13 protein-coding genes and 1 pseudogene are annotated in these 21,068 nt (G+C 52.1%); 2 read left to right on the top strand and 12 right to left on the bottom strand.

Translation table 11 applies throughout. The features are described from left to right. The gene (locus tag ACO6UY_RS05950; protein WP_422489373.1) at window positions 1-165 is read left to right on the top strand and encodes an IS3 family transposase; all 165 of its coding nucleotides are present in this window, start codon (window positions 1-3) and stop codon (window positions 163-165) included. A gap of 86 nt (window positions 166-251) precedes the next feature. Here the strand turns inward: ACO6UY_RS05950 and ACO6UY_RS05945 are convergent, their stop codons facing one another. From ACO6UY_RS05945 to ACO6UY_RS05890, 12 genes and pseudogenes are all read right to left on the bottom strand, one after another. Then, window positions 252-950 carry an RloB family protein gene (locus ACO6UY_RS05945; RefSeq protein WP_422461307.1) on the bottom strand — a complete coding sequence of 233 codons (699 nt, stop codon included), beginning with the start codon at window positions 948-950 and terminating at the stop codon, window positions 252-254. 2 nt (window positions 951-952) lie between these two features. Next, window positions 953-2,248 carry an AAA family ATPase gene (locus ACO6UY_RS05940; RefSeq protein WP_422489367.1) on the bottom strand — a complete coding sequence of 432 codons (1,296 nt, stop codon included), beginning with the start codon at window positions 2,246-2,248 and terminating at the stop codon, window positions 953-955. Window positions 2,249-2,514: 266 nt separating this feature from the next. Beyond that, entirely contained in the window at window positions 2,515-3,921 is a 1,407-nt protein-coding gene (locus ACO6UY_RS05935) for a tyrosine-type recombinase/integrase (RefSeq protein ID WP_422461303.1), read from the bottom strand. Window positions 3,922-4,500: 579 nt separating this feature from the next. Beyond that, entirely contained in the window at window positions 4,501-5,187 is a 687-nt protein-coding gene (locus ACO6UY_RS05930) for an RNA ligase family protein (protein WP_422443919.1), read from the bottom strand. After that, the gene (locus ACO6UY_RS05925) at window positions 5,177-5,719 is read right to left on the bottom strand and encodes a hypothetical protein (protein WP_422443917.1); all 543 of its coding nucleotides are present in this window, start codon (window positions 5,717-5,719) and stop codon (window positions 5,177-5,179) included. Before ACO6UY_RS05925 ends, ACO6UY_RS05930 begins: the two co-directional genes overlap by 11 nt. Continuing rightward, window positions 5,716-6,993, bottom strand: a complete 1,278-nt coding sequence (locus ACO6UY_RS05920; protein WP_422443915.1) for an AAA family ATPase — start codon at window positions 6,991-6,993, stop codon at window positions 5,716-5,718. The genes ACO6UY_RS05925 and ACO6UY_RS05920 overlap by 4 nt, the downstream gene beginning before the upstream one ends. 43 nt (window positions 6,994-7,036) lie before the next feature. Then, on the bottom strand, window positions 7,037-8,017 hold the full coding sequence (locus ACO6UY_RS05915) for a restriction endonuclease subunit S (protein WP_422461299.1): 981 nt from the start codon (window positions 8,015-8,017) through the stop codon (window positions 7,037-7,039). A gap of 344 nt (window positions 8,018-8,361) precedes the next feature. Then, window positions 8,362-8,697: a hypothetical protein gene (locus ACO6UY_RS05910; protein WP_422443911.1), complete on the bottom strand. Its 336-nt coding sequence runs from the start codon at window positions 8,695-8,697 to the stop codon at window positions 8,362-8,364. After that, window positions 8,690-9,178 (bottom strand): GIY-YIG nuclease family protein, encoded by a 489-nt coding sequence (locus tag ACO6UY_RS05905; protein WP_422461295.1) that lies wholly within the window; start codon window positions 9,176-9,178, stop codon window positions 8,690-8,692. The genes ACO6UY_RS05910 and ACO6UY_RS05905 overlap by 8 nt, the downstream gene beginning before the upstream one ends. A 168-nt stretch (window positions 9,179-9,346) precedes the next feature. Next, complete coding sequence (locus ACO6UY_RS05900) at window positions 9,347-9,994, bottom strand: virulence RhuM family protein (protein WP_422489365.1); 648 nt, start codon at window positions 9,992-9,994, stop codon at window positions 9,347-9,349. Between the two features lies 1 nt (window position 9,995). Further along, a complete protein-coding gene (locus ACO6UY_RS05895) occupies window positions 9,996-11,447 on the bottom strand; it encodes an N-6 DNA methylase (protein WP_422489363.1) in 1,452 nt (483 codons plus the stop codon). After that, a pseudogene (locus tag ACO6UY_RS05890) lies at window positions 11,428-12,762 on the bottom strand (DEAD/DEAH box helicase family protein); the annotation flags it as partial. The gene ACO6UY_RS05895 and the pseudogene ACO6UY_RS05890, both read right to left, overlap by 20 nt. Before the next feature lie 106 nt (window positions 12,763-12,868). On the opposite strand from ACO6UY_RS05890, the gene ACO6UY_RS05885 reads away from it, so the two are divergent. After that, window positions 12,869-20,785, top strand: a complete 7,917-nt coding sequence (locus tag ACO6UY_RS05885) for an AAA family ATPase (RefSeq protein WP_422489361.1) — start codon at window positions 12,869-12,871, stop codon at window positions 20,783-20,785. The last annotated feature ends 283 nt before the right edge of the window (window positions 20,786-21,068 follow it).

Here is a 21,068-nt window from a genome sequence, read left to right as displayed (position 1 = left end):
CTGAAAAGGGAAAGGACTGACCATTATATTTTCGAAACAAGAGCAGATGTTGAAGCAGCGGTTGTTGATTACATTTTGTTCTACAACAACCGCAGACTTCATTCCTATCTTGATTACGTGAGCCCTGTGGACTTTGAGCAACAGGAATTCAGTAAAGCGGCTTAATCAGGTGTCCATTTTTACTTGACCACTACACCTTTATGACATGTATGAAAGTGCTTGATTAAGACCTGGGAGTTTTTTTCTTTCGGCTATCGGGCAATCTCACCCCATTTCAGTTTGTAAAGGTAATCGACCAGTACATGCATCTGCGTAGAGGGGTTATCGCTGCCGCTTTTCTGGTTTTCATGCTCAAGCCTTTTGGCAAAGGTGATAGCCTGTTTGGTTTGTCCTTTAATCTGGCTGTAGAGGCCCTGCCTGCCTTTTTCATAGTCAGGGAGGTACTGGCTAAGGTGATGAGCGACTTCCTGGGCTGCGGTTCTCTTGCTGGTGGGTAAGAAAGGCGCTGTTCGCCTTTCGAAGTGGAGAACCGGCCAGACTTCAAAGCAGGGGTTAGAGGTAATGGCAGCAAAGGTAACACCCTTAATTTTGATCTGACTGATTTTGCTCAGGGCTTTGCTGTAGCGATTGCCATGCTCTTCATGCTCGTCTTTATCGAACACGCAGAATACTCGGTCGTAGTTGTCTAAATGCTTCTGCCGAGCCTGTAGATTGACCAGAGTTTCTGCATGCTCAACAACGCTGAGTGGGTCAGAACCGGGTGAAGGGGCTATGGATACGTTAGCGGTTGATAGCTTTAGTTCGTCCTTGATTTCATTCACGTAGTTGGGCTCGGTCTTTGTACCTTCACAGACAATCAGAACCTTGTCATAAGACTCCCGTTTAGCTTGCTGTCGGGAAAGCTCTGCTGCTTTTTTTGCTCTACGCTTTTTGAACAACTGGTCTGCCACAATCAATTCCCCATTGCCACAGAGACATCAGCATAAAAGTGCGGCAGGTAGGGCACGGCACCGTATCGGCCATCCAGATAGTAACGCTCAATATCCTCTGCGCCTTTGCGTACCTTGAAATCAGAAAGGGGGGTTAGGTGTGTACCCTGTGCCCCCTCTTGAGACGCGAACCAGACCTGATCTCTACGGAACACTTCCTGACTGAGGATTGAGGTTTCGTGAGTGGTAAACATAAGCTGGGCGTTTTTCGGGTTGGTCTGGCTGTTATGGAACAGGCCGACCAGCATCCGGACGATTAATGGGTGCAGGTTGTCATGCAGCTCGTCAATAAAGAGTACGCTGCCTTCTTTAAGTACATCAAGCCACGGGCCTGCATAGGCGAATAACTTTCTGGTGCCATCGGATTCATTTTGCAGTGGGAGCGCAACCGAAGCACCATTTTCACCTTCGTGAATGATTTGGATATCTACAAACGCTTTGGCTTCTGACTGCTGAAGGATGGATTGCTTCATATCATCCGGCATGTCTTCCGGTAAGTCATTGGCGCTGATCTTTTTGGGCTTGACCTTGATGTCCGTAATGTTCAGGTCAGCTGACTTGAGGAAATTAACAATTTCTTTCTTCCGTTCACCCTTCTCACACGATTTGATAGAAAATCCCGGATTAAAGCCATTGATGCCGACAATCTTCAACGTATTTTCAAACCAGTCAAACACCGGCTGAAGCTGTTCGCAGTTGAGCTGTACGGCAGTGGAAAGCAATAAGGCATTATCCCGAGTGCTGTCCTTCCACAGTTTCTTCTGGCCTTTCAAGGCCTCCATGCGGCCCCATTGGTAGGATTGGCTACCTTCGTCCCAAGCGCGCTCGATCCAGCTCTGTGTCCGACCACTGGGGTAGGCATAAAGCCATTCCTCCATAACCCGCTCGCTGGTCGCTGAGAAGCCGTATTGAAAGCGGACACCGTTGGCATAAAAGGAGGCTTCAAATTCGCAGGGTTCCCGGGTCGTCTCCGTGGACAGCAAGTAAGGTTCCATTGGCAGTTCCTTTCCCCGCTGCCAGCCTGCAGATTGGACCACGACTCGTTTCATGGTTCTCAGGGCACGGATCAGGTTGCTCTTGCCGGAGGCATTGGCACCATAGATGGCTGCAGAACGGAGCAAGGCCATGTCGGCCTTATCCGGGAAGGGAAAGCTGTGGGTATCCAGCTTATCGTCATCTTTTAATTTACCCCTGACCATACTCAGGGTTTGCCTTTCACGGAAGGAACGGAAGTTTGTGGTCGAGAACTCAATTAACATAACGGCCTCTGTTATCAGGTTAGTGAGGCGAATACAGCATATTATGTTTAAATTATAGGTTTATTTGTAAGGCAGTCCAGTTTTGTATTTTATTTCATCACGAATTGTCTTATTTTACTATTAAACTGGATAAAGATGCTTGGTTTGATGCTTTTTGGGTTGGATAACAAAGAAACAGGGATATAGTCTGAAGACGCTGTTCTCACGGGGTGATCCTCATTATCGAGAACCATTTCCCCGTGTATGGATAAACTCAGTTAAAGGGTTTATGCAATGGAGGGCACCGTTGCCTTGAACTGAATAACATTGTCTGATTCCTCATTAGCCGCGCCTTCAATGATTCTGCTCAGGTAATCGTCGTAGATTTTGGCGACATCCCGCTTTTCTGGCAGCCTGTCATCGTGGTCGTAGTGTTTGGACTCGACACTGCCATCTTCCCTGCTTTGCAGCAGGTAGCGATGTTCTTTGAGGACACGGCAATCGGTAAACAGGCGGGTAGCTGTGCGGCGCAGGTCTTTTGCGGTAAAGCGTTCCGGAGGCTGCTTGCCTTCCGCCATTGCATTATCTTGCAGCCAGTCGTTGTAGGCGCCCACAAAGCGGCCAAGGTTGCGTATATCGATGGGTGATCCACCGGTGATGATAAAGGGACCATCAAAGCAACCTGATATTCGCTGAGCCTGCTCCAGTATGGCCATTGCTCTGTTTGTGAGCGGGATAACGCGTTTCTTTGGGATTGCGTTTTTACCTTTGGTATCAACAAACATTAATGTTTGTTTGGTAAAATCAATGTCGGACCACTTGATATCATTAAGCTGTTCAGGACGATTGCCAAAACAAACAAAACAGAACCTCAAGAGCAGGCCATACAACGGGCTCCATGTTTCTTTGCCAGACTCAAGGTGGTGCCACATTTGATGGAGCTCTTCATTGGAGAGTGATCGTTCCCTGACCCGATCAAACTCAGCGTATCTTGGAATGGCATCCACCGGATTAAACTGGATGCTGAAGCGTTTGCCATGCTCAAGCTGTTGCCTGGGGTCATGGTCCGATTTCATACCAAGATTAAAGGCCGCCTTAAGGTTGCTTCTGACCATGTTGTAGGTTCGGGTGACGCCCCGTTCCAGTACGCGCTGGAATAAAGGTATTAAATCATCCGGTGTAATTGTATTGGCCTTGCGAGCTGCCAGATGGGGGAAAGGGGTTATTACATTTCGTTTCAGGGAGTTCTCAACATCCCTTGCTGACGATGCCTTTCGGCGGTGTAGACTGGCTGCATATAAGGCGCATAGGTCTTCCAGTGTGCCGTGGCTTGCTTCAATTGCGGCCTGACGCTTTTGTTCTTCCATTTCCTGTAGCCGCCGGGCCTCTTCAAACTTGAGATGATCCTTAAGATCAACCGGCGCTATTTCCCGTCTTATGCGGGCATACTCCCTTGCTTTATCCCGTATCTCATTCAGCTTCAGGCCGGTTTTACCCAACCGGCTGTAGCGGCCAATAAATAGCGTGGTGTCTTCGCCTTTATCCCGATACCGGTAATAGGCCTCAACATCACTCTTTTGCTGTTTATAGACAAGCGTCCCTTCACCTTTCCCCCCGACCGGCTCACTGATCTTGATTTTCTTCTTGCCATCAATGGTCATGTTCTCAATCTGGGTGGGTGAGTACTGTGGCATCAATAACTCCAACCATGGTTCTATTTATTCGATTTTTGGAAGTGGGGACTAAGCTCAATTTAGTCCCCGTTTTAGTCCCCGTTTCGCGTGGGATGAAGCAAATTCTTATGGTAGCTTATGGGAATGCGATCTTCTACAGAGCCCGTGAAACAAGGGGTGTAGAGCAGGGTGGTGGGATTTTACGGATGGCTATGGGAAGCAGTTATAGATGCCTTGTAATCAGTGGGTCCCGAGTTCGACTCTTGGTGTCGGCACCATATACAGTAAAGCCCGTAGCGTTAGTAAACACTACGGGCTTTTTTGTATCTGTCTGTTTGCCCCCACTATTGCCCCCACTTTCGATTGGGCTGTAACGGTACTAATCGGTATCAGGCTCTGACCTGCAATGCAGCCTTCTGTCACTCATAAACAAATACTTCTTACGGTCTTCAGTAATCAAAGACTCGCCGGATAAATTTTCCTTTGTGCATGCTCAGTCGTCAAAAAACCTTAAGTAGATTTCTCCCTCCCTTTTTTAGTGGTGTAGATTGAACCGTTTTGGCGGCAAAAAATCACAGGGAATCGAGCGACAGACTACCGTTATCTCTGGCCGAAAACCTCATTGGGAATAATGCCTTTTCTGGTCCAGTGCTCACCAATCGTTTGGGTAAAGTCGCTTCTGACCAGTTTTGCTCTTTGCTTCAGCCATTCCCCCTGATCCTGCCTCAGATAAATACCTTCAATGTTGATTGCACCGTAGTGAGATGGCCTGCTCAGCAGTGCCTCTAACTTCTCCATTGAAAAGGTACCCACGGCAAGCGGTTTGATTGGCTGAAGATCCAGAAGGGCAACTAGCTCATCGCGGCGAGGAACCGAGAAGAATCTGTCTGCCTTACAGTCATAAATATCAAACCCGACAAACCAGTCTGGCAGTGACTCATAAGCCAGGGAATGACGGGCATAGCACCACTCCCCAAACAGAATCAGGTGCTCACCCAGCAGGTTGATCAGATCTGCCTCGTAACGGGCTGCCCATCGCCAAAGGTGCTTGAACTGACCGCCTATATCCCGTTCAATCCAGGCACCACGATTCTGAGCCCTGAGTTTCCCATCAGGGCCGACAGAGAAGCCGACATTGGCACCATCGACTTTTTCTTCCACGGTCAGCTTTGCATGCAGCAGTTCATAGACTTCGGAATCTGATAACAGTTTATCGCCCCGTGGTTCACCAGAACCCAACCATTGAATGTGTGGCGTGTGGGGAAAGCGGAAGAAATCATCGGTCATGGTGTTCTTTCCATTTTTTGCGGGACCATTCTTCTATAATCTGCTCAACCTCTACGCCCGCTACTTCAAGTTGCTTTTGCCAGTCGTACCAGTCTGTATCGCAGGCATTCACGAGGGTGCAGGCCATACCATCCTCATTTGCTTTTAAGCAGGCAGCTATCATTTTTCTATCGGCAAGATCGTGGACAACATCTTTTAGTTGTTTGGGTAGTACGGCAACCTTGTCGGGATTGGCTGGATCATCTTCCCATTCAAGCGCAACATAATCGATTTCATTCCTATCGAACTTCGTACGCCGAACCATCAGACCATAATCTTGTTCAGTGAGCTTTTTTTCATACTCACCAAAAATTTCATAGTCGTAGTCCGACACCATACGACCGCCGCTGAGCTCAAAGTCCATCAGCCACTCCAGAACCTTTTCTGCCTCACCCGCATCCTCGACAGGATGCCTGTCTGATGAAAACGGTGAGTCAGGGTGTTCGCCGCTGGCAACAATCAAAACATTGGTATCAACAACATGCCGACTCATGATTGGTTACGTTCCTCTTTCATCCGGAGCATGGTTTGTTTTGCCTGTTCCCGCACCTCCCCTGTCGCATCGCCGAAGAAGTTCTTTGGCCAGTAGGAAAGCCTGCCAAAATCATCCATGGTTAATGTTTTCAGAACAGCATCGGATTTTTGGCGTTCGACAAAATACAGGGCGCACTGTTCAGGCGAGGCTTTCTTTTTAGCGACCAATGTCTGCATACGTCGGAACAGGTGCTCTGAGTGGGTTTCCACAATAAACTGCACATGACGCTTTTTGCTGACCTCAAGAAATAACTCCGCCAACAAAGATTGAGCCTGCGGGTGCAGATGAATCTCTGGCTCTTCCAGAAGAACGGTAGAATATGCCGGAGCAAAATAAGCCAGCACCAGCACCGGTAACACCTGAGATATACCAATCCCTACATCCCGAAGGTTAGCGACCACACCATCCCGGTGAATCAGCACGCTGTAATGACCGGCACTGAGCTGTTTTACCTCCAGCTTGTCAGCGATCTTCATTTTTTTCAGCCAGCGGGATACGGAGCCAACAAGATTGTCATCGTTTCTCCTTCCGGCCTGAGCGCTGGCCAGAAGCGCGGGTATCGCATTGCTACCATCGTCACCAATGATCCCCGGGCGGGTGCGATTCCAAATATAGGTCCGTTTAGGCTTGTTTCTCAGTGGACCAAGGTAGGAAATTGCTTCAAGTTCCCGGCGCAGTTGCAGGCTCAGGTTCTGAACCGTTTTTCCCGACTCACCCATGGCTGCAATCGCATCTGCTGAAAAGGCAATACCACGCTCTGGCGCATAGGAGCGTGCCTTCAAGGTGGTGCGTGTCTCACCGGGAAGATAGATGCCAAATGCACTCCGTTCAGTCCGTGCGACACGAAACCAGTGCTCGTTATCCGTACTCAGTTTCATGCTTTCAATGACCGGACTTTTTTTGTAATCCTGGGCATATTCCACCGAAAAGAAACAGAGGCTTTTACTGTCATCCATATCCAGCTCAATACCGACCTTACGCTTCTCCGGGTTTCGGGTCAGCAGGTCCTCAAATGAGCCCATATCCACATAGTCATTCGCTTCAGCTCCCAGATTGAGGTGAACCGTATGATCCGGAGACATGGCCGTCTGCTTCATCAGCAACAGGCTTTGCAAAAGGCTGGACTTACCTGTGGAGTTTTCCCCCAGCAGCAAAGTCACTGGCCTGAGCTGAACATCACCGGACTCCCGCCAGGCCTTAAAGTTGGATAGTTTTAGTCGGGTTAGCATCATGTCTTCCTTTGGTTGACTGGCGAGCGCTTCTGGTAAGTGTACTTTAACGGTTACTGACGGCCTGCTCCACCAGCGTATCGGCCAGATGCAGGCGGGTTTGCTGCTGGTGTTGCAGGTGGGTTTTGATTTGGTCGCAGAGGGTTGTTAGTTGGTTGACTTTGGTGACGATGCGGTGTTGTTCTGCCGTTGGTGGAACAGGTATTAAGAACTTAGCGATGTTGCCCATGCTCAAGTTGGCTCTGGCATTATCAACTTGCTTGTCAAACATATAGCCAATGCAGATAGAGCTATTGAAAAATTGAAGGAAGAATGAGCTGCAAAGAAGATTTTTAAAGATACGAATCAAGCATACGGCCTGGTTTATGTTAGCTAGATCATCAATGTCATAAATCGCGGTTCTTCCTATCGATGCACCAACAATATTCATTAGGAAGTCACCATTCGCCAGTATGGAGCGAGGTTCAACTTCGTTGAATTTTTGCTCAACATACTTTTTTTTATCAAGCATAAGCTCAAAAGCACCGACGTTCTCACTGGTGACAAAGAGTACATCAGAAGGGTTTTCAGTGTATGAAACTCCTTGCCACTTAGGTGACGAGCCCTTGGTTATTATCTGAGTCAACTCTTCCAGACGACACCACTCCCACCCATCCGGCAATTCAAACGGCTTCTCATCCTCCGCAATTGGCGGCAGCGGATTCTGCTTTTTAATTTTACCCTCTTTGACCAGCCGGGCTTTTTCGGCGGCGATGCGTTCCAGCAGTGTGGCGGCGAGTTCGTCGTTGGGGTCTTGGGGTACCAGTTTGCCCATCACAGCCAGTTGCAGGATGGTCTGCTTGAGCTGGTCGATGCTCGCCTCGGTGGTGAACAGGGTGGTGAAGTGGCTGGCGATGCGCTGCCAGTTCTGCTTCAGTTCTTCGGCATTGGCACTGTTGGTGAGGGTTGCCAGCAGGTTTTCTACCAGTGTCGTATGGGCGGACAAGCTGGCTTCGGTCTGCTGTTCAATCTGGTCGCACAGGGTCATCAGTTCATCGACTTTGGTGACGATGCGTTTCTGCTGAGATAAGTTTTGATAAATGGCGCATACATAGAAGAGATTCTCTTTACTCTAATCAGGTATGACGCAAAAACTGCATGAACACTGATGTTCTCAACTAAGTAGGATTTTCCTACTGTTCCTCCGGTTCGGGCTATCAATATATCGTCGCTTTCCAGCTTATATGCTTCAGAGTTTTCAGTTGTAATCTCGCAGGCTGGTACTGTTTCCCAATCAACTCTATCGTTTTGAATATCGGTTATTCGAAGTAGCCTAACTCCTTCAGAATCATGTTTGGCTGAAGCTGTGTAACCATAATGAATATTGCTGGATCAATTTCCCAGCTTCCCCCATTCCCAACCAACTGGAAGTTCAAATGGTTTCTCATCTTCAGTAACTAATGGCAAAGGCTTCTGTTTCTTTATTTGCCTTTCCTGAACTAGCCTCACCTTCTCGGCTTCAATCCGCTCCAACAGCTTGGAAGCAGGCTCATCCTCCGGATTCTGCGCCACCAGCTTCCCCCGGACCGCCAGCTCCAGAATCAGCTCCCGCAGTTTCTTAATGCCATAAAGGTCAATCTTCTTGCCGGAACCTCGGCCAGAAGCGGATTTGTTCTGCACCGCCAGCGCCAGCGTAGAGAGGTGATTTACGATCAGTTGCTCAGTCATTGTTTGTACAATCTCCGTTCACCCTGAGCGGAGTCGAAGGGTGATTGGCACGGTCTTCGTTGTTGGTTCGGAGTCCACATCCTTCGACAGGCTCAGGATGAACGGGGTTTGGTTGCTCAGGATGAACGGGGTTTGGTTGTTTAGGATGCACGGGGTTTGGTTGTTTAGGATGCACGGGGTTTTGCGGTTCGGAAGGCGCTGAATAAGAACGGGCAAGATGGGACACCTGTGACCAATCTCCTCGCATCATGGCCTCTTTCTTTTTCCTGCTCCAGCCCTTGATTTTCTGTTCGGCCGCCAGGGCTTCCTCACGGGAAGGGAAGGCTTGTTGATACTTTAATTCAACGGGTAGGCGATTGGCTGTATAACAGTCTGGAAAATACCGCAACTGATGCTGGGCCAGTCGCTGTTCCAGGTTGTCTGTGTGTCCTGTGTAATAACTGCCATCTGCGCATTGCAGGATGTATACAAAGAAAGACATGAATGGTTCCCGTTGAACTTCTGAGGAATCCTCGGTAGTTGGTTAAAGGCTGGCAAGGATAACACATTCACCCTGGGTTCTGAGGAAGAGTAGAAGGGAGAGGCTCCAGACTGATGGATCATACCAAACACCCTTCGTCCGTGCATCCTGAGCGGAGCCGAAGGACGCTCAGGGTGAACGGAGATTGTACACGTCAAACTCATTGAAATGATGTGCGGTTGTGGCACACCCTTCGTCCGTGCATCCTGAGCGGAGATCGAGTGTCATCGGGAAGTTAATGAAGGGCTCTCTTCCTGACAGCCAGAGAAAGGTCTGGGTATAGCGACTGATAACCTCCACTAGCCCACGACCGGTGTCTGCCTGCAATTCCGGAGAAGCCGCCGCTTTGCGCACCAGCTTCAGGGCCGCTTCCAGCTCCTGGGCATTCTGCTCGAACCGCTGCTGGTTGATGGTGTAACCACGGGTCAGGTGCTCTTTCAGGGTGCTGGTGGCCCACTGGCGAAACTGGGTGCCTTTGCGGGAGTTAACCCGGTAAGCCACGGAGATAATGGCGTCCAGGTTGTAATGTTTGACCTTCCGGCGTACCTGCCGCTGGCCTTCCTGCTGAACTATCGAGTAATCCTCGGTAGTTGCCCCGGCGGTGAGCTCGCCCTCTTTGTAGATGTTTTTCAGGTGCAGGCTGATGTTATCAATACTGGTTTCCAGCAGCTCTGCCAGTTGTCGCTGGGACAGCCAGATGGTTTCCTGGTCCAGCAGTACCTGAATATTCCCCTGGCTGGCTTCATAAATGGCAATGTTAAGGTCGGTGTCGGCCACGTTATCTCCCGCTCCGGCTGGTCAGTGCTTCGCCAAGGATAGTTTGCAACTGTCCAAGCAGCCCTTCCAGTTCCTGCTGCTGTTGCCGGTAGCTGGCCAGCAGTTCGTCCGGGTCGTGGCTGATGGTTTCGCCTACATGGGGGTTTTTGATATCCAGGTTGAAGTTGCGCACGGTCACCTCGTCGATGCTGACCTTCCAGGCTTGCTCATTTTCTACCCGTGTGGCAAAACCGTCCGCCTCATTACCCCACCAGTCCATCTCCTGCCGGAACTCTTCAAACTTCATGGGGCGGGTTTTGCTGTAGTTCTTTACACCTGTCGGGTAAGGGTGCTCATAGAACCAGATCTCCTTCGTGGGCTGACCTTTGGTAAAGAACAGGATATTGGTTTTGATGCCGGTGTACGGATTAAACACGCCGTTGGGCAGGCGCACGATGGTGTGCAGGTTGCAGGCTTCCGTCAGCAGTTTTTTGATTTTGGTTTTGACCCCTTCGCCAAACAATGTGCCATCGCGCAGAACCACTGCCGCACGGCCACCGTCTTTTAAAACCTCAATGATCAACTGCAAGAACAGGTCGGCGGTTTCCCGGGTTTGCATTTCTGACGGAAAGTTTTTCTCAATGCCATCTTCTTCGGTGCCGCCAAACGGTGGATTGGTGACGATCACATCTACCTGATCATCCCAACTGGAAAGCGGCTTGTTCAGGGTGTTGCCGTGTTTGATCTGCACCGGCACCTCGATGCCGTGGAGCAGCATATTGGTGGTGCAGAGCAGGTGCGGTAGCTGCTTTTTCTCGACACCATGGATCTGCTGTTGCAGGGTTTGATGATCAGCAGCAGTTTTCACCTGGTCTTTCAAATGATCCACCGAGCAGGCGAGAAAGCCGCCGGTGCCACAGGCCGGGTCCATAATGCTTTCGCCCAGCTGCGGGTTGATGCGATTGACCATAAAGCGGGTGACGGCTCTGGGCGTATAAAACTCACCGGCATTACCGGCGCTTTGCAGGTCCCGCAGAATCTGCTCGTAGATATCACCGAACAGGTGTCGTTCTTTGGAGTCGGTAAAATCCACCTCGTTCAGCTTGTTGATCACCTGACGCAGCAGGGTACCGTTTTTCATGTAGTTGAAGGCATCGCTGAAGGCTTCCTTTACCACAAAGCCCCGGGGGTTTTTATCCACAGGGGCGATCAGGTTTTTCAGGTCCGGGAACAGGTCGTTGTTGATAAAGCCCAGCAGCTCATCACCGGTCATGCCCTGTTTGTCTGCCGCCCAGTTGCGCCAGAGGTATTCTTCGGGAATGGGTGAGCGGTAGTCGTCCAACTCAAACTCCAGCTCTTCTTCCTGGGCATCGAAGATTTTCAGGAACAGCAGCCAGGACATCTGGCCTAAACGCTGGGCATCACCATCGACACCGGCGTCTTTGCGCATGATGTCCTGGATGGATTTGATCACGGAACAGCTCTGTCGCCTTTTTGAAATCCAGAATGGTGAACCACAACTTGTTGTAACGGTCATCAATCCGGGTGCCACGGCCAATAATCTGTTTGAACTTGGTCATGGACTGGATGGACTGATCCAGAACCACCAGTTTGCAGGTTTTGGCATCGACGCCGGTGGTCATCAGTTCAGAAGTGGTGGCGATCACCGGGTAGGGCTTTTTGGGGTTGATGAAGTTGTCCAGCTGCGCCTTGCCCAGGTCGTCATCGCCGGTAATCTTCATCACATATTTGTCGTTTTTGGCCACCTGTTCCGGGTTCAGGTTGATGAGTGCACGACGCATCCGTTCGGCATGGTCAATGTCGTTACAGAAGACGATGGTCTTGGCCATGAGGTCGGTGCGTTTCAGGTAGCTGGTGATGGTCTGTGCCACCAGCTGGGTGCGTTCGTCGATCACCAGGGTGCGGTCAAAGTCTTTCTGGTTGTAAATACGGTCTTCGATCACTTCACCGTGTTTGTCCGTCTGGCCCTTGGTGGGGCGCCAGCCTTGCAGATCTACATCCAGATCGACACGGACCACTTTGTAGGCTTTCTGGTGCTCTTCCGGACCGGTGAGTGCCTGGTACAGCGCCAGGTGGATTTCGTAAGCCGGGTCTACCTTGCGGCCGGTGATTTTGGTCATGGCCGTGCCGAAGGGCTGGAAGTCGTTGATGCGGGTCTGGTCCACCAGCACATTGCGATCCGCCAGGAACAGAATGCGCTTCTTGCTCTTGGCTTTCCACAGTCGCCAGATAATCTGGAAGGCGGTGTAGGTTTTGCCGGTGCCTGTTGCCATCACCAGCAGTACCCGATCCTGGCCTGCTGAGATTGCTTCTACGGTTTTGTTGATGGCCTGTAGCTGATAGTAACGGGGCGACTTGCCGCTGCCATCGTCGTAGTAATCCTGGGTGATAATGGGCAATTGTTGTTCGGTATAGCCTTTCCAGAGGCAGAGCTTTTGCCAGAGCTGTTCCGGTGATGGGAAGTCTTCCAGCCGGATTTCGGTTTCCAGGGTTGCCGGATTGGTTTTGTCATGGAAGATAAAACCATCACCATTGGATGCAAAGGCAAACGGCACATCCAGCAGACGGGCATAATCCAGCGCCTGTTGCATCCCCTTGCCGATCTCATGCTGATTGGCCTTGGCTTCCACCACCGCCAGCGGCAAACCAGGCTTATGAGAAAGTACAATATCTGCCGACTTCACCTTTCTGCGGGCAACCGCCTGACCACGCACCACCACCTTGCCATCCCGCAGTTTCACTTCCTGACGGATCTGGGTCATATCATCTATCGTGTGGTCTGTTACAGACTCTTGTTCTGGTCCCGGGACTTTGAACTTTTTATGTGTCTATTTGTCCAAGGAGGCAGGGAAATACAAGAAAAAAAGGATTTTTATGAATATTCAGGACGCTTCTCAATCCGTTGTGTTAATCACTGACAATTTATGTCCAGGTAAAAACAACAAGCCCGAAATACACCACAAAATCAAGGAATTACCCCCTCAGATTCAGATGACTGCTGGACCAGGGCAATTATCCCCCGCAACGTCCCCTGGCGCAAAACACCAGACAACCGGAAAAACCAGAGCGGTGCGGCAGTATCCCACTGCACAGCCTGGCCGATCATTCGATTTTCATTTTGTAGCCTCTGATCAAGAGGTACGCAGTCTGCTGCACGCCCGGACCAGTGACAGCGGCGGGAATGTGCTGCTTATCACCCATCCCGATGATTTGTGCGAAGACAACCTGGTGCAGCGTCTGCACATTACGGCTGACAGCCAGCCCGTCCTTGAGTCTGGCCGACTCTTTGCCAGCGATACCCCGCTGACGCTGGTACTGGACATTCGTTCTTTCACCAGCGATGAGCTGCCAGCGTTCAATGAACTGCTGGACCCTGAGAACCCATGTCTATACGACCGGACAAAAAAAGAGAAGCGCCCCCTGGGTAACCATGTCTCGCTGCTGGTACTGGCCAGCCCCGAGCAGCTAACCACAATGGGCAGCAACGATCAGGCTCCGGGGGCTGACTTCTGGCGCCGCGTCAATCGCCCGGGTAACAGCTGGCAGTTTGAGACCCAAACCTCCGATAAAGAGATTCCGGATGCCATTGACACCGCTTTGCTGCCTGAATACCACGGCACCCCGGGGGACGATGGCGATGTGGTTACCATTGATTGCCATCTGCACAGCCACTGGCGTTCGCTGCTGTTTGGTGGTCCCGGTGTCGATCACCAGGGGCGTATCCGGCACATACCCGGCCAGCTTGAGCAGCTGCGGCCTGGCCAACAGGTCATTCTGAAGGGGGCTGACTGGCACGATTTGTCCTTTGAACAGTCCATCCGCCAGCTGCTGGTGCGCAAGGAGTACCCATGCAATGGTGAGACTCGCCAATTAGCCCGGGGTATCCAGTTTTACCGGATGCCCGTTGCTGAGCAGGAGCTGGTCACGCTGTTCCGTTCGCTGGATAGCAACCCTGATAGCAAGGATGACCAGGCACCTGACAGGACTGCCGGGCAGCACAATATCCTTATCAATCCGGTCAGAATGGCCCAGTGGCTGAATCCGATACGTATTGAGCAGGGTTATGCCGTCCCCAATAACCTGCTGGAGCAGCAGATCCGGGCCGGTGGTGCGGTTATTGTCACCGCCCCCCTCAGTACCACGCTCTGGTTCCGGCTATTGGGTGCTTTGCAGGGCATCTGGGAGGCAACGGGGATAAAACCGGTACTGCAGGTTGCTGCCCCACAGTGGCAATCGGAATTACCGGGCAAGTCAGCGAGCACCAGACAGCAAGCGTTACTTGCCGCGCTCACCGGGAACCGGTACTGCGCCACCGTGCTTTACCAACAAGCCCCACAAGCCATTGCCTGGCTTGCCGCTCAGCCGGAACCGCCACTGGTGATTCAGGTCAACGAACAGACCACCCTTAGCCAGCTGTTTGACAATATCCACGTTACTTCAGAGCAACAGGCCCGGTTTGGTCGTTGTCCGACCCGGTTGCACAGGGCCTTGCAAGCAGGAACTCCCGTAGTCTTTCGAGGGCTGGCCAGCAACCCGGAGCTGCTGCAGGCGCTGGAGCCACTCTACTGCGTGCAGCCCCAGCCCCTGTTGGTGAACGGCGAGCTGCTCAGCTACCCGAGAGCCCGCATCACTGTGCTCTGGTCGGCGTCAGACAGTAGTCCGTCACCCTTGCTCAGCGCCGCACTGGCCAGAGCAACGCCGTGTCCCGAGCCGGATATCTGGGCCATCTGTGCCAGGCGGCACGACATCAACCGCGCCGACCTGCCTGAACAGACCATCACCAAACTCTACGAGGCGTTCAGGACGATCCCCCGTACTCTGTGTGAGCCATTGCCCACCCTTACCGAAGGCCTGCTGAACAGTCTGATCCTGGCCGCCCGGCAGGCGCAACACCGGGATAATGCCTCTGCGCTGGCACCCCGGCACTGGCGCAAGGGCATTGACAGCCTGTTGACCCACCGTACCCGACAGACGGCCTCCGTGCGTGATTTCATCAAGGTAGCCTGCCGACGGTTGCTACCCGATGCTGACGGGAACCACTGGGTAGATCCCGGCCGTTTGCAGGGCGTTATTGCCAGTGCCCGGCCACTGGACCGGACGTTTGTCAAAGATCACCTGTGGCAGCTGGCCAGAGCCTTTGGCCCGGCACTGCCTGCCCCCGGTAAAGCTGGATTGTGGTCATTATCCTTTGACGAACCGCTGGATTCCGACTCCGAACAGCAAGTACTTGACCAGTTCTGCGCTCTGCTGGTTGCCCAGGCACCTCAGGCACAGCAACAGGCGATGGCCTGCCAGTTACAGATCAACCCCGGGGACTTTTGCACCCACAGCAACTTGCCCATCCGGCCATCGGCCCAGATCAAACGGCTGGAAGATGCCCTGACGGCGGGCTGGTCTCTGCCTCTGATGTCCGGGCAGACACGCTCTGATGCCATCCACACCCTGGCAAAAGACTGCTTTACCCTGGCCCGGGCGGCAGGCCCCAGCGAAGCGGCATCAGCGCGTATCAGTGAGCAGTTAAGCCGGTCACTGGTTTGGCAGGGTTCCACAGCAGAGCCCTTGCAGGCACTGGCCAGTGATCTCTGTCACGCCCGAACCCACCAGAAGGATCGTGAAAGCCGTCGTCTGGCGCGATTACGGACACGGTTGGCCGAGGCACCGGTGATTTTCCTGCAGGGTGAAACCGGCACCGGCAAAAGTTATTTTGCAGCTAAGATGGCCAGGGCTTGCGGCCCAGTCCGGGTGCTCTCCCTGGGACCCTCGGACAGTGAGCAGACCCTGATGAAATGCTGGCAGTGGCGGCAGCAACCGGACAGTAATGACCGCTTTATGGAGCAGCAGGATCAGGCACTGATGGCGTGGGCCAACACCAAGCCCGGCGCTGAAGGGGAGTATGTTACCCTGGTGCTGGACGAAGCCAACCTGGCCAGAACCGGCCTGCTGGCGGCACTGAACGGATTATGGGAGCCGACCCCCTGTGTCTATGTCGATGGTCATCCGGTCACCGTCAGCCTCAACCACCGGGTGATTCTCACCGGCAACCCGGATCACTACGACGGACGACAGCTGGACCCGACCCTGAAAGCACTCATGCCCACGGTTTACTACCCGCCTCTGGACCGGGCTTTTCTGCGCGACCGGGTGGTGGCCCCTGCCTTGCTGACCTCGCTGCAATGGCATCTGCCCGAAAGCCAGGCAGAGGCGCTGGCACAGCAGGCCGCCGACAGTGTCATGGCTCTCTGGCAGTATTACCCGGAGCTGCTGCCGGATCACGAGTTTACCCCGAGGGACCTGACGGATATCTGCGCCTGGGTGAGTTGGTATCTGGATCAGAGCCAGCCGGTAACCTCCGGACCAGTTACCCCTGCCCAGCTGCACGGGCTGGTCTTGCAGGGCTTCCACGATGTGCTTGACCCGGCCATCAGCGCAACCCACCAGGATGCCCGGACCGCCCTGGCGATCTGGTTTGCCAGTCAATACCCGGTGGACAAGACCCTGACCGAACAAGTCAGGGACAAAACCCTGACTGACATCAACCGGACATTTACCGAGACAGTGGCTAAGTTCAAACCCGAATTTGATACATCCGGGGCTGCCGTTAGTGAACTGGTGCATTGCCTGGGGCAGGATCTGAGCCGTTGCCAGCAGGCGAACCAACAGCAACGGCAACACAGCGGGCGTCTGGCCACCTTGATTGAGGGACCGGCCGGCCGGGGTAAAGATGTTATCCTGCAACTGTTGATCAACAGTTACCGACAGCAGTTAAGCGCACGCCAGCAAACCCTGCCTGAAGTCCACAGCCTGAACGCCTGCGATTGCACCTGGGACGACGTGCGCAACGCTATCGACCGGGCAAAAATCCGCGGTGAGATCGTGGTCATTGCCGAACTCAACCGGATCGGCAGCCAACATCTGGAAGGTGAGCTGAATGATATTCTGGCCGGTGATGCCCAACCGGGCTTTCATCTGTTTGCCACCATCAACCCGCCGCACTACGGTGGTCGCAAAGCCCTGTCACCGGCATTGGCAGGGCGATTCCGCTATCTGCCCATCCGTCAGTACCAGCCAGCGGAACTGCAGGCGATTGCCGGTAAAGTGCTGCCGCAGACCGCGACAGCTGTGGCCGCGTTACTGGCCCGGTGGCACTGTCAACTGCGGTCATGCCTGGAGAAGCAAAAGTTGGCGTTGCGCCCCACCAGCCTGGATCTGCAAAGACTGGCCAGGGCCGTTGCCGAAGGTGGCGACTTCAGCAACAGGGCAATCAGGCAACAGTTCAGCCAGCACTACCAGCTCTATCTACTGGCAGCAAAAACGACACTGGACAAATTATCGGGCCTGCCGGTGGCAACAGAGTATAAAGGTACGGTTGAGCCAGCCCTGTGCACCTGGCTTAATACCACCATACCCAACCTGGAGCGTCCCTGGCTGGTTCGCCTCGGTGCGTGCACCCTGCTCAGGGAAGATCGCCATGAGATCACTGTCCACAGGGATCTGGATGGCACGCAGGCCCGGCAGGCAATCATCGCTCTGCTGGCCCGGGCGCAGTGGCAAGCGTCCGGCCTGTCGTTGGCACCGGATATTACCGACGATGTCCTGACCCAGGCCTGTTACCGATACTGGCAACAACAGTGGTTTAACCACCGCTTCGGGCATACCGGCATGGCCCCGGACACCGCGTTTCTATTAACATCCGCCCAACAACAAGCCATGGCAAAAACAGGGCAGGGATATCTGCCGCATGCTGACCGGTTGATTGCCCATCACGGTATACAGCCGGTTCATCTGTGGCCCGCTTGTTGGAAAGAGCTGCGACAACTGCTGACTCGTCCTGTCAGCCCGCCATCTGATCAGGTCACGCCAGAGACGGTTTTAGCCGCTGGGAAAACCGGAGATAAAACCAAAGACGCACAACCCAGTGGCCATTGCGGACCGATCAGTGAAGCATCAATCTCGGAAAAACAAACCGTCGAAGCCGCTTGCCAATCAGCCCGCAGCCGTCATGCCGGATCCGGAAAAAAGTCCACATTATCGCGCATAGCAGGGGCCTTGACGGTTTTAGCCGCTGGGAAAACCGGAGATAAAACCAAAGACGTACAACCCGGTGGCCATTGCGGACCGATCAGTGAAGCATCAAGCTCGGAAAAACAAACCGTCGAAGCCGCTTGCCAATCAGCCCGCAGCCGTCATGCCGGATCCGGAAAAAAGTCCACATTATCGCGCATGGCAGGGGCCTTGACAGCGAGGCTCATTACCGGTCAAGACAAGAGAAAACGAAAACGCAGAGACAAAATATTGTTGGAATCTTTGCAAATCACACAAGAGCTATTGAACTTAAACACCGATTATGAGCGCCGAATCAAGGCAGACCGGGTGATTGGCAGCTACTTTGCTGACAGCGAATACCATCCAGCAGAGTATCGATTCCGTTGCCTGGATGTCATTGTCTCGGCTGACGGTTCCATCATCATTAATGATTTGCCCCCAGTGCCGGTTAAGGTCACGTTACCCAGGCATCCGGCCAGTGGGAAAAATATGATGACTGGTGTTAATCAAAGCCAGGCACATATCCGCCTGAAAGCGGTCAATGGCCTGTTCAGGCTCCCGGGTCTGAGTGCCCATGAAGACATTATCGATATGAGCCTTGAGCCCGACCTGCCATTCCATCTGCGCAGAGACGACTATTCCGGGCTGCACAGCGTAGTGGTACCTGCTGCCAAAAGAAACGAAACCATAGCCTTTACTTACGTGGTTCAACGACAGTCAAGTAAACGCCATACGTCGCTTACTGGTAAGCAGCTTGTGAAAGACTGGACAGATCGTCCGGAAACATGCTGTTCAAGCACCATAAAAACCAGCATTGATCCCCTGTTTGAGAAAATTCAGGGATTTCCGGAAGGGCTGCGTAAAGACTTGGTTGCTATTCAACAGGCAGAGTCTCCCAGGCAACGCATTGAGGCAATTGCCAATTATTGTCAACAGTTTACCGGTAAGGCCAAACCGGAGCAGAGTAAAGGCTTCTTCCAGTATCTCTTGCAAAATCGGCAAGGGGCTTGCGTGCATCGCTCCGTGATATTTGTAACGTTTTGCCGCTATTTTGGCATTGCCTCCCGATTGGTAAGCAATACCGTCCATGTATTTCCCGAGTACTCCCTGGATGACGGTCGCAGCTGGCAGTCGAGGCAGGATTTGGGTGGTGCCCCTACCCAGTTGGAAATATTAGAGCCCGATAAACCGATTCAAAAGGCAACGCCAAAGAGTTCTCAAATCGAAGAACTGTGCGATCAAGAGGACTTAACCGGGCTGCTCGACAGTGATGCTCTACTGAAACAAATGGCTGCGCAGCTTGGCAATGACATAGTACGTAAGCTCTTTTTCGAAGATGAAGCGGATTTATCTGGTGGGGGAAAAAGGGAAATATTGGCAGATACCTTGCACTCCGGCTTGCACAACAGCATCAAGGACATAGCAGATGGTCAGATTATAAAACGACTCATGGATATCAAAAAACTGTTTATAAATGGTAATAGTGACATTAACGATTGGCTTTCTGCTTTAGACAAAGCACTGGAAGGCGCTGATTTCTCGAAGCCTTCGACTATCGATTTTGTCCGGGAGGCGTTGGCATCCGGTTTACTGGACCCGGACACAGCCTATTGTCGAAACAAAAATGAAATACCGGCGTATAACAACCCTATCCGCTTTCTAAACGGATATCACACATTCCTGGATTGTCTGGAGGGCGTTGATGAACTGAAGCCTTACATAGCCGATGCCCGGAAAAAATGGTACACGTATCTTTATGGCTATGAAAAAACGGGCAAGTCGAATGACCAGGAAAAACTTGAGGCCTTGGCAGAACCCGTTTTGGTTACCCACGGCCACAGTGGGCATTCAGATTCCTTTGAGTCCTTGATCACCTGCTCATCGCTGAATGATTCCTGGACCAATAATCCAACGGGAGTTCCGGATATAGGACGCATGTTGGCACACAAGGCCGCCTTTCCCATGATGCGGGCTGGAAAAAACCATCAGCGCCCAGTGATTATGATCGGTGAACCAGATTGGAATAAAACTAACATTTTTGATATGGCCAACGCCATTTTGCCACGGGTATTTCGGGATAGTTCGGAGTTTGACGAGCTGAGACAAAAGCAGGTGATATTTCATGATCTTGAAATACATCGGAAAGCCAGACTTTGGAACTTGAAAAATAAAGATGAAACGAATGGACTATCGATCTTAAGCGATTTGCAGATTCATGCAATAATGGAAGAATCTGTTATGTCTATTCAGGCTTATCTTGAATTACCTTTGCAAGCAAAAAGATTTCTGTACTCCGTCCATCCCGACTGCGAATGGCCCGACTGGGAATGGAGGCACATGCAAATCTCAAGTGAAGAGGAACAGAAGCTGAAAGATTTGAAGAAACATTGTTGGCAATCTGTCGAACAAGCATTTTTTCAATATCTGTATCACAAGACCAACGCTAATGGTGGGAGCCTGACCGTCTGCTGGGAAGCCAGGAATGGCGATACTCGACTTGGTGATGATCAATTAATACAGGGCACCCGTAAGTTATCTTCTCCAAAGGAACTGATTGGCATAACAAACGTGACAAAAGATGCACGTGTTAAATTATCTCATTCTGATCGCTCCTGTTTACAGCAAGCGCTGAACCTGAGTAATGCCTTGGTGCTGACATCAGCTGAGCTGACAACGATGGCCCGGGAGTTTTGCTCTTCGCTGGATCCGGATTCACTGGCTGCAGAATTGAGCAGGGCAGATAAGTAGTTAACCAAATGAAATCCTGAATCGTGGTAATTGATCCAAATCAACAGAAAGCTTGATTTCTTAGTTTCATGAACAACGAAAAAAAGCGTGAATTCAATAAATGGCATAAACGTCAGTTTTCAGGTAATCGCTGAACCCTTCAAACAGCCGCAGGGGGACCAAAGCAGCAACCGACCGGTGGGGTGCCCAAGTTGCTGGGAATTCGCAAGCAGAGCGACACTTGCAGCTATAGCATTAAGTGCAAGACAAGGTACTCAATACTGTTTCGATGGAACTTTTTCTT

The organism is Endozoicomonas sp. ALE010 (genome assembly GCF_049310165.1).
GTDB lineage: Bacteria > Pseudomonadota > Gammaproteobacteria > Pseudomonadales > Endozoicomonadaceae > Endozoicomonas.
The sequence above is the reverse complement of the archived record's forward strand: the minus strand, read 5'-3'. Positions and strand labels throughout refer to the sequence as shown.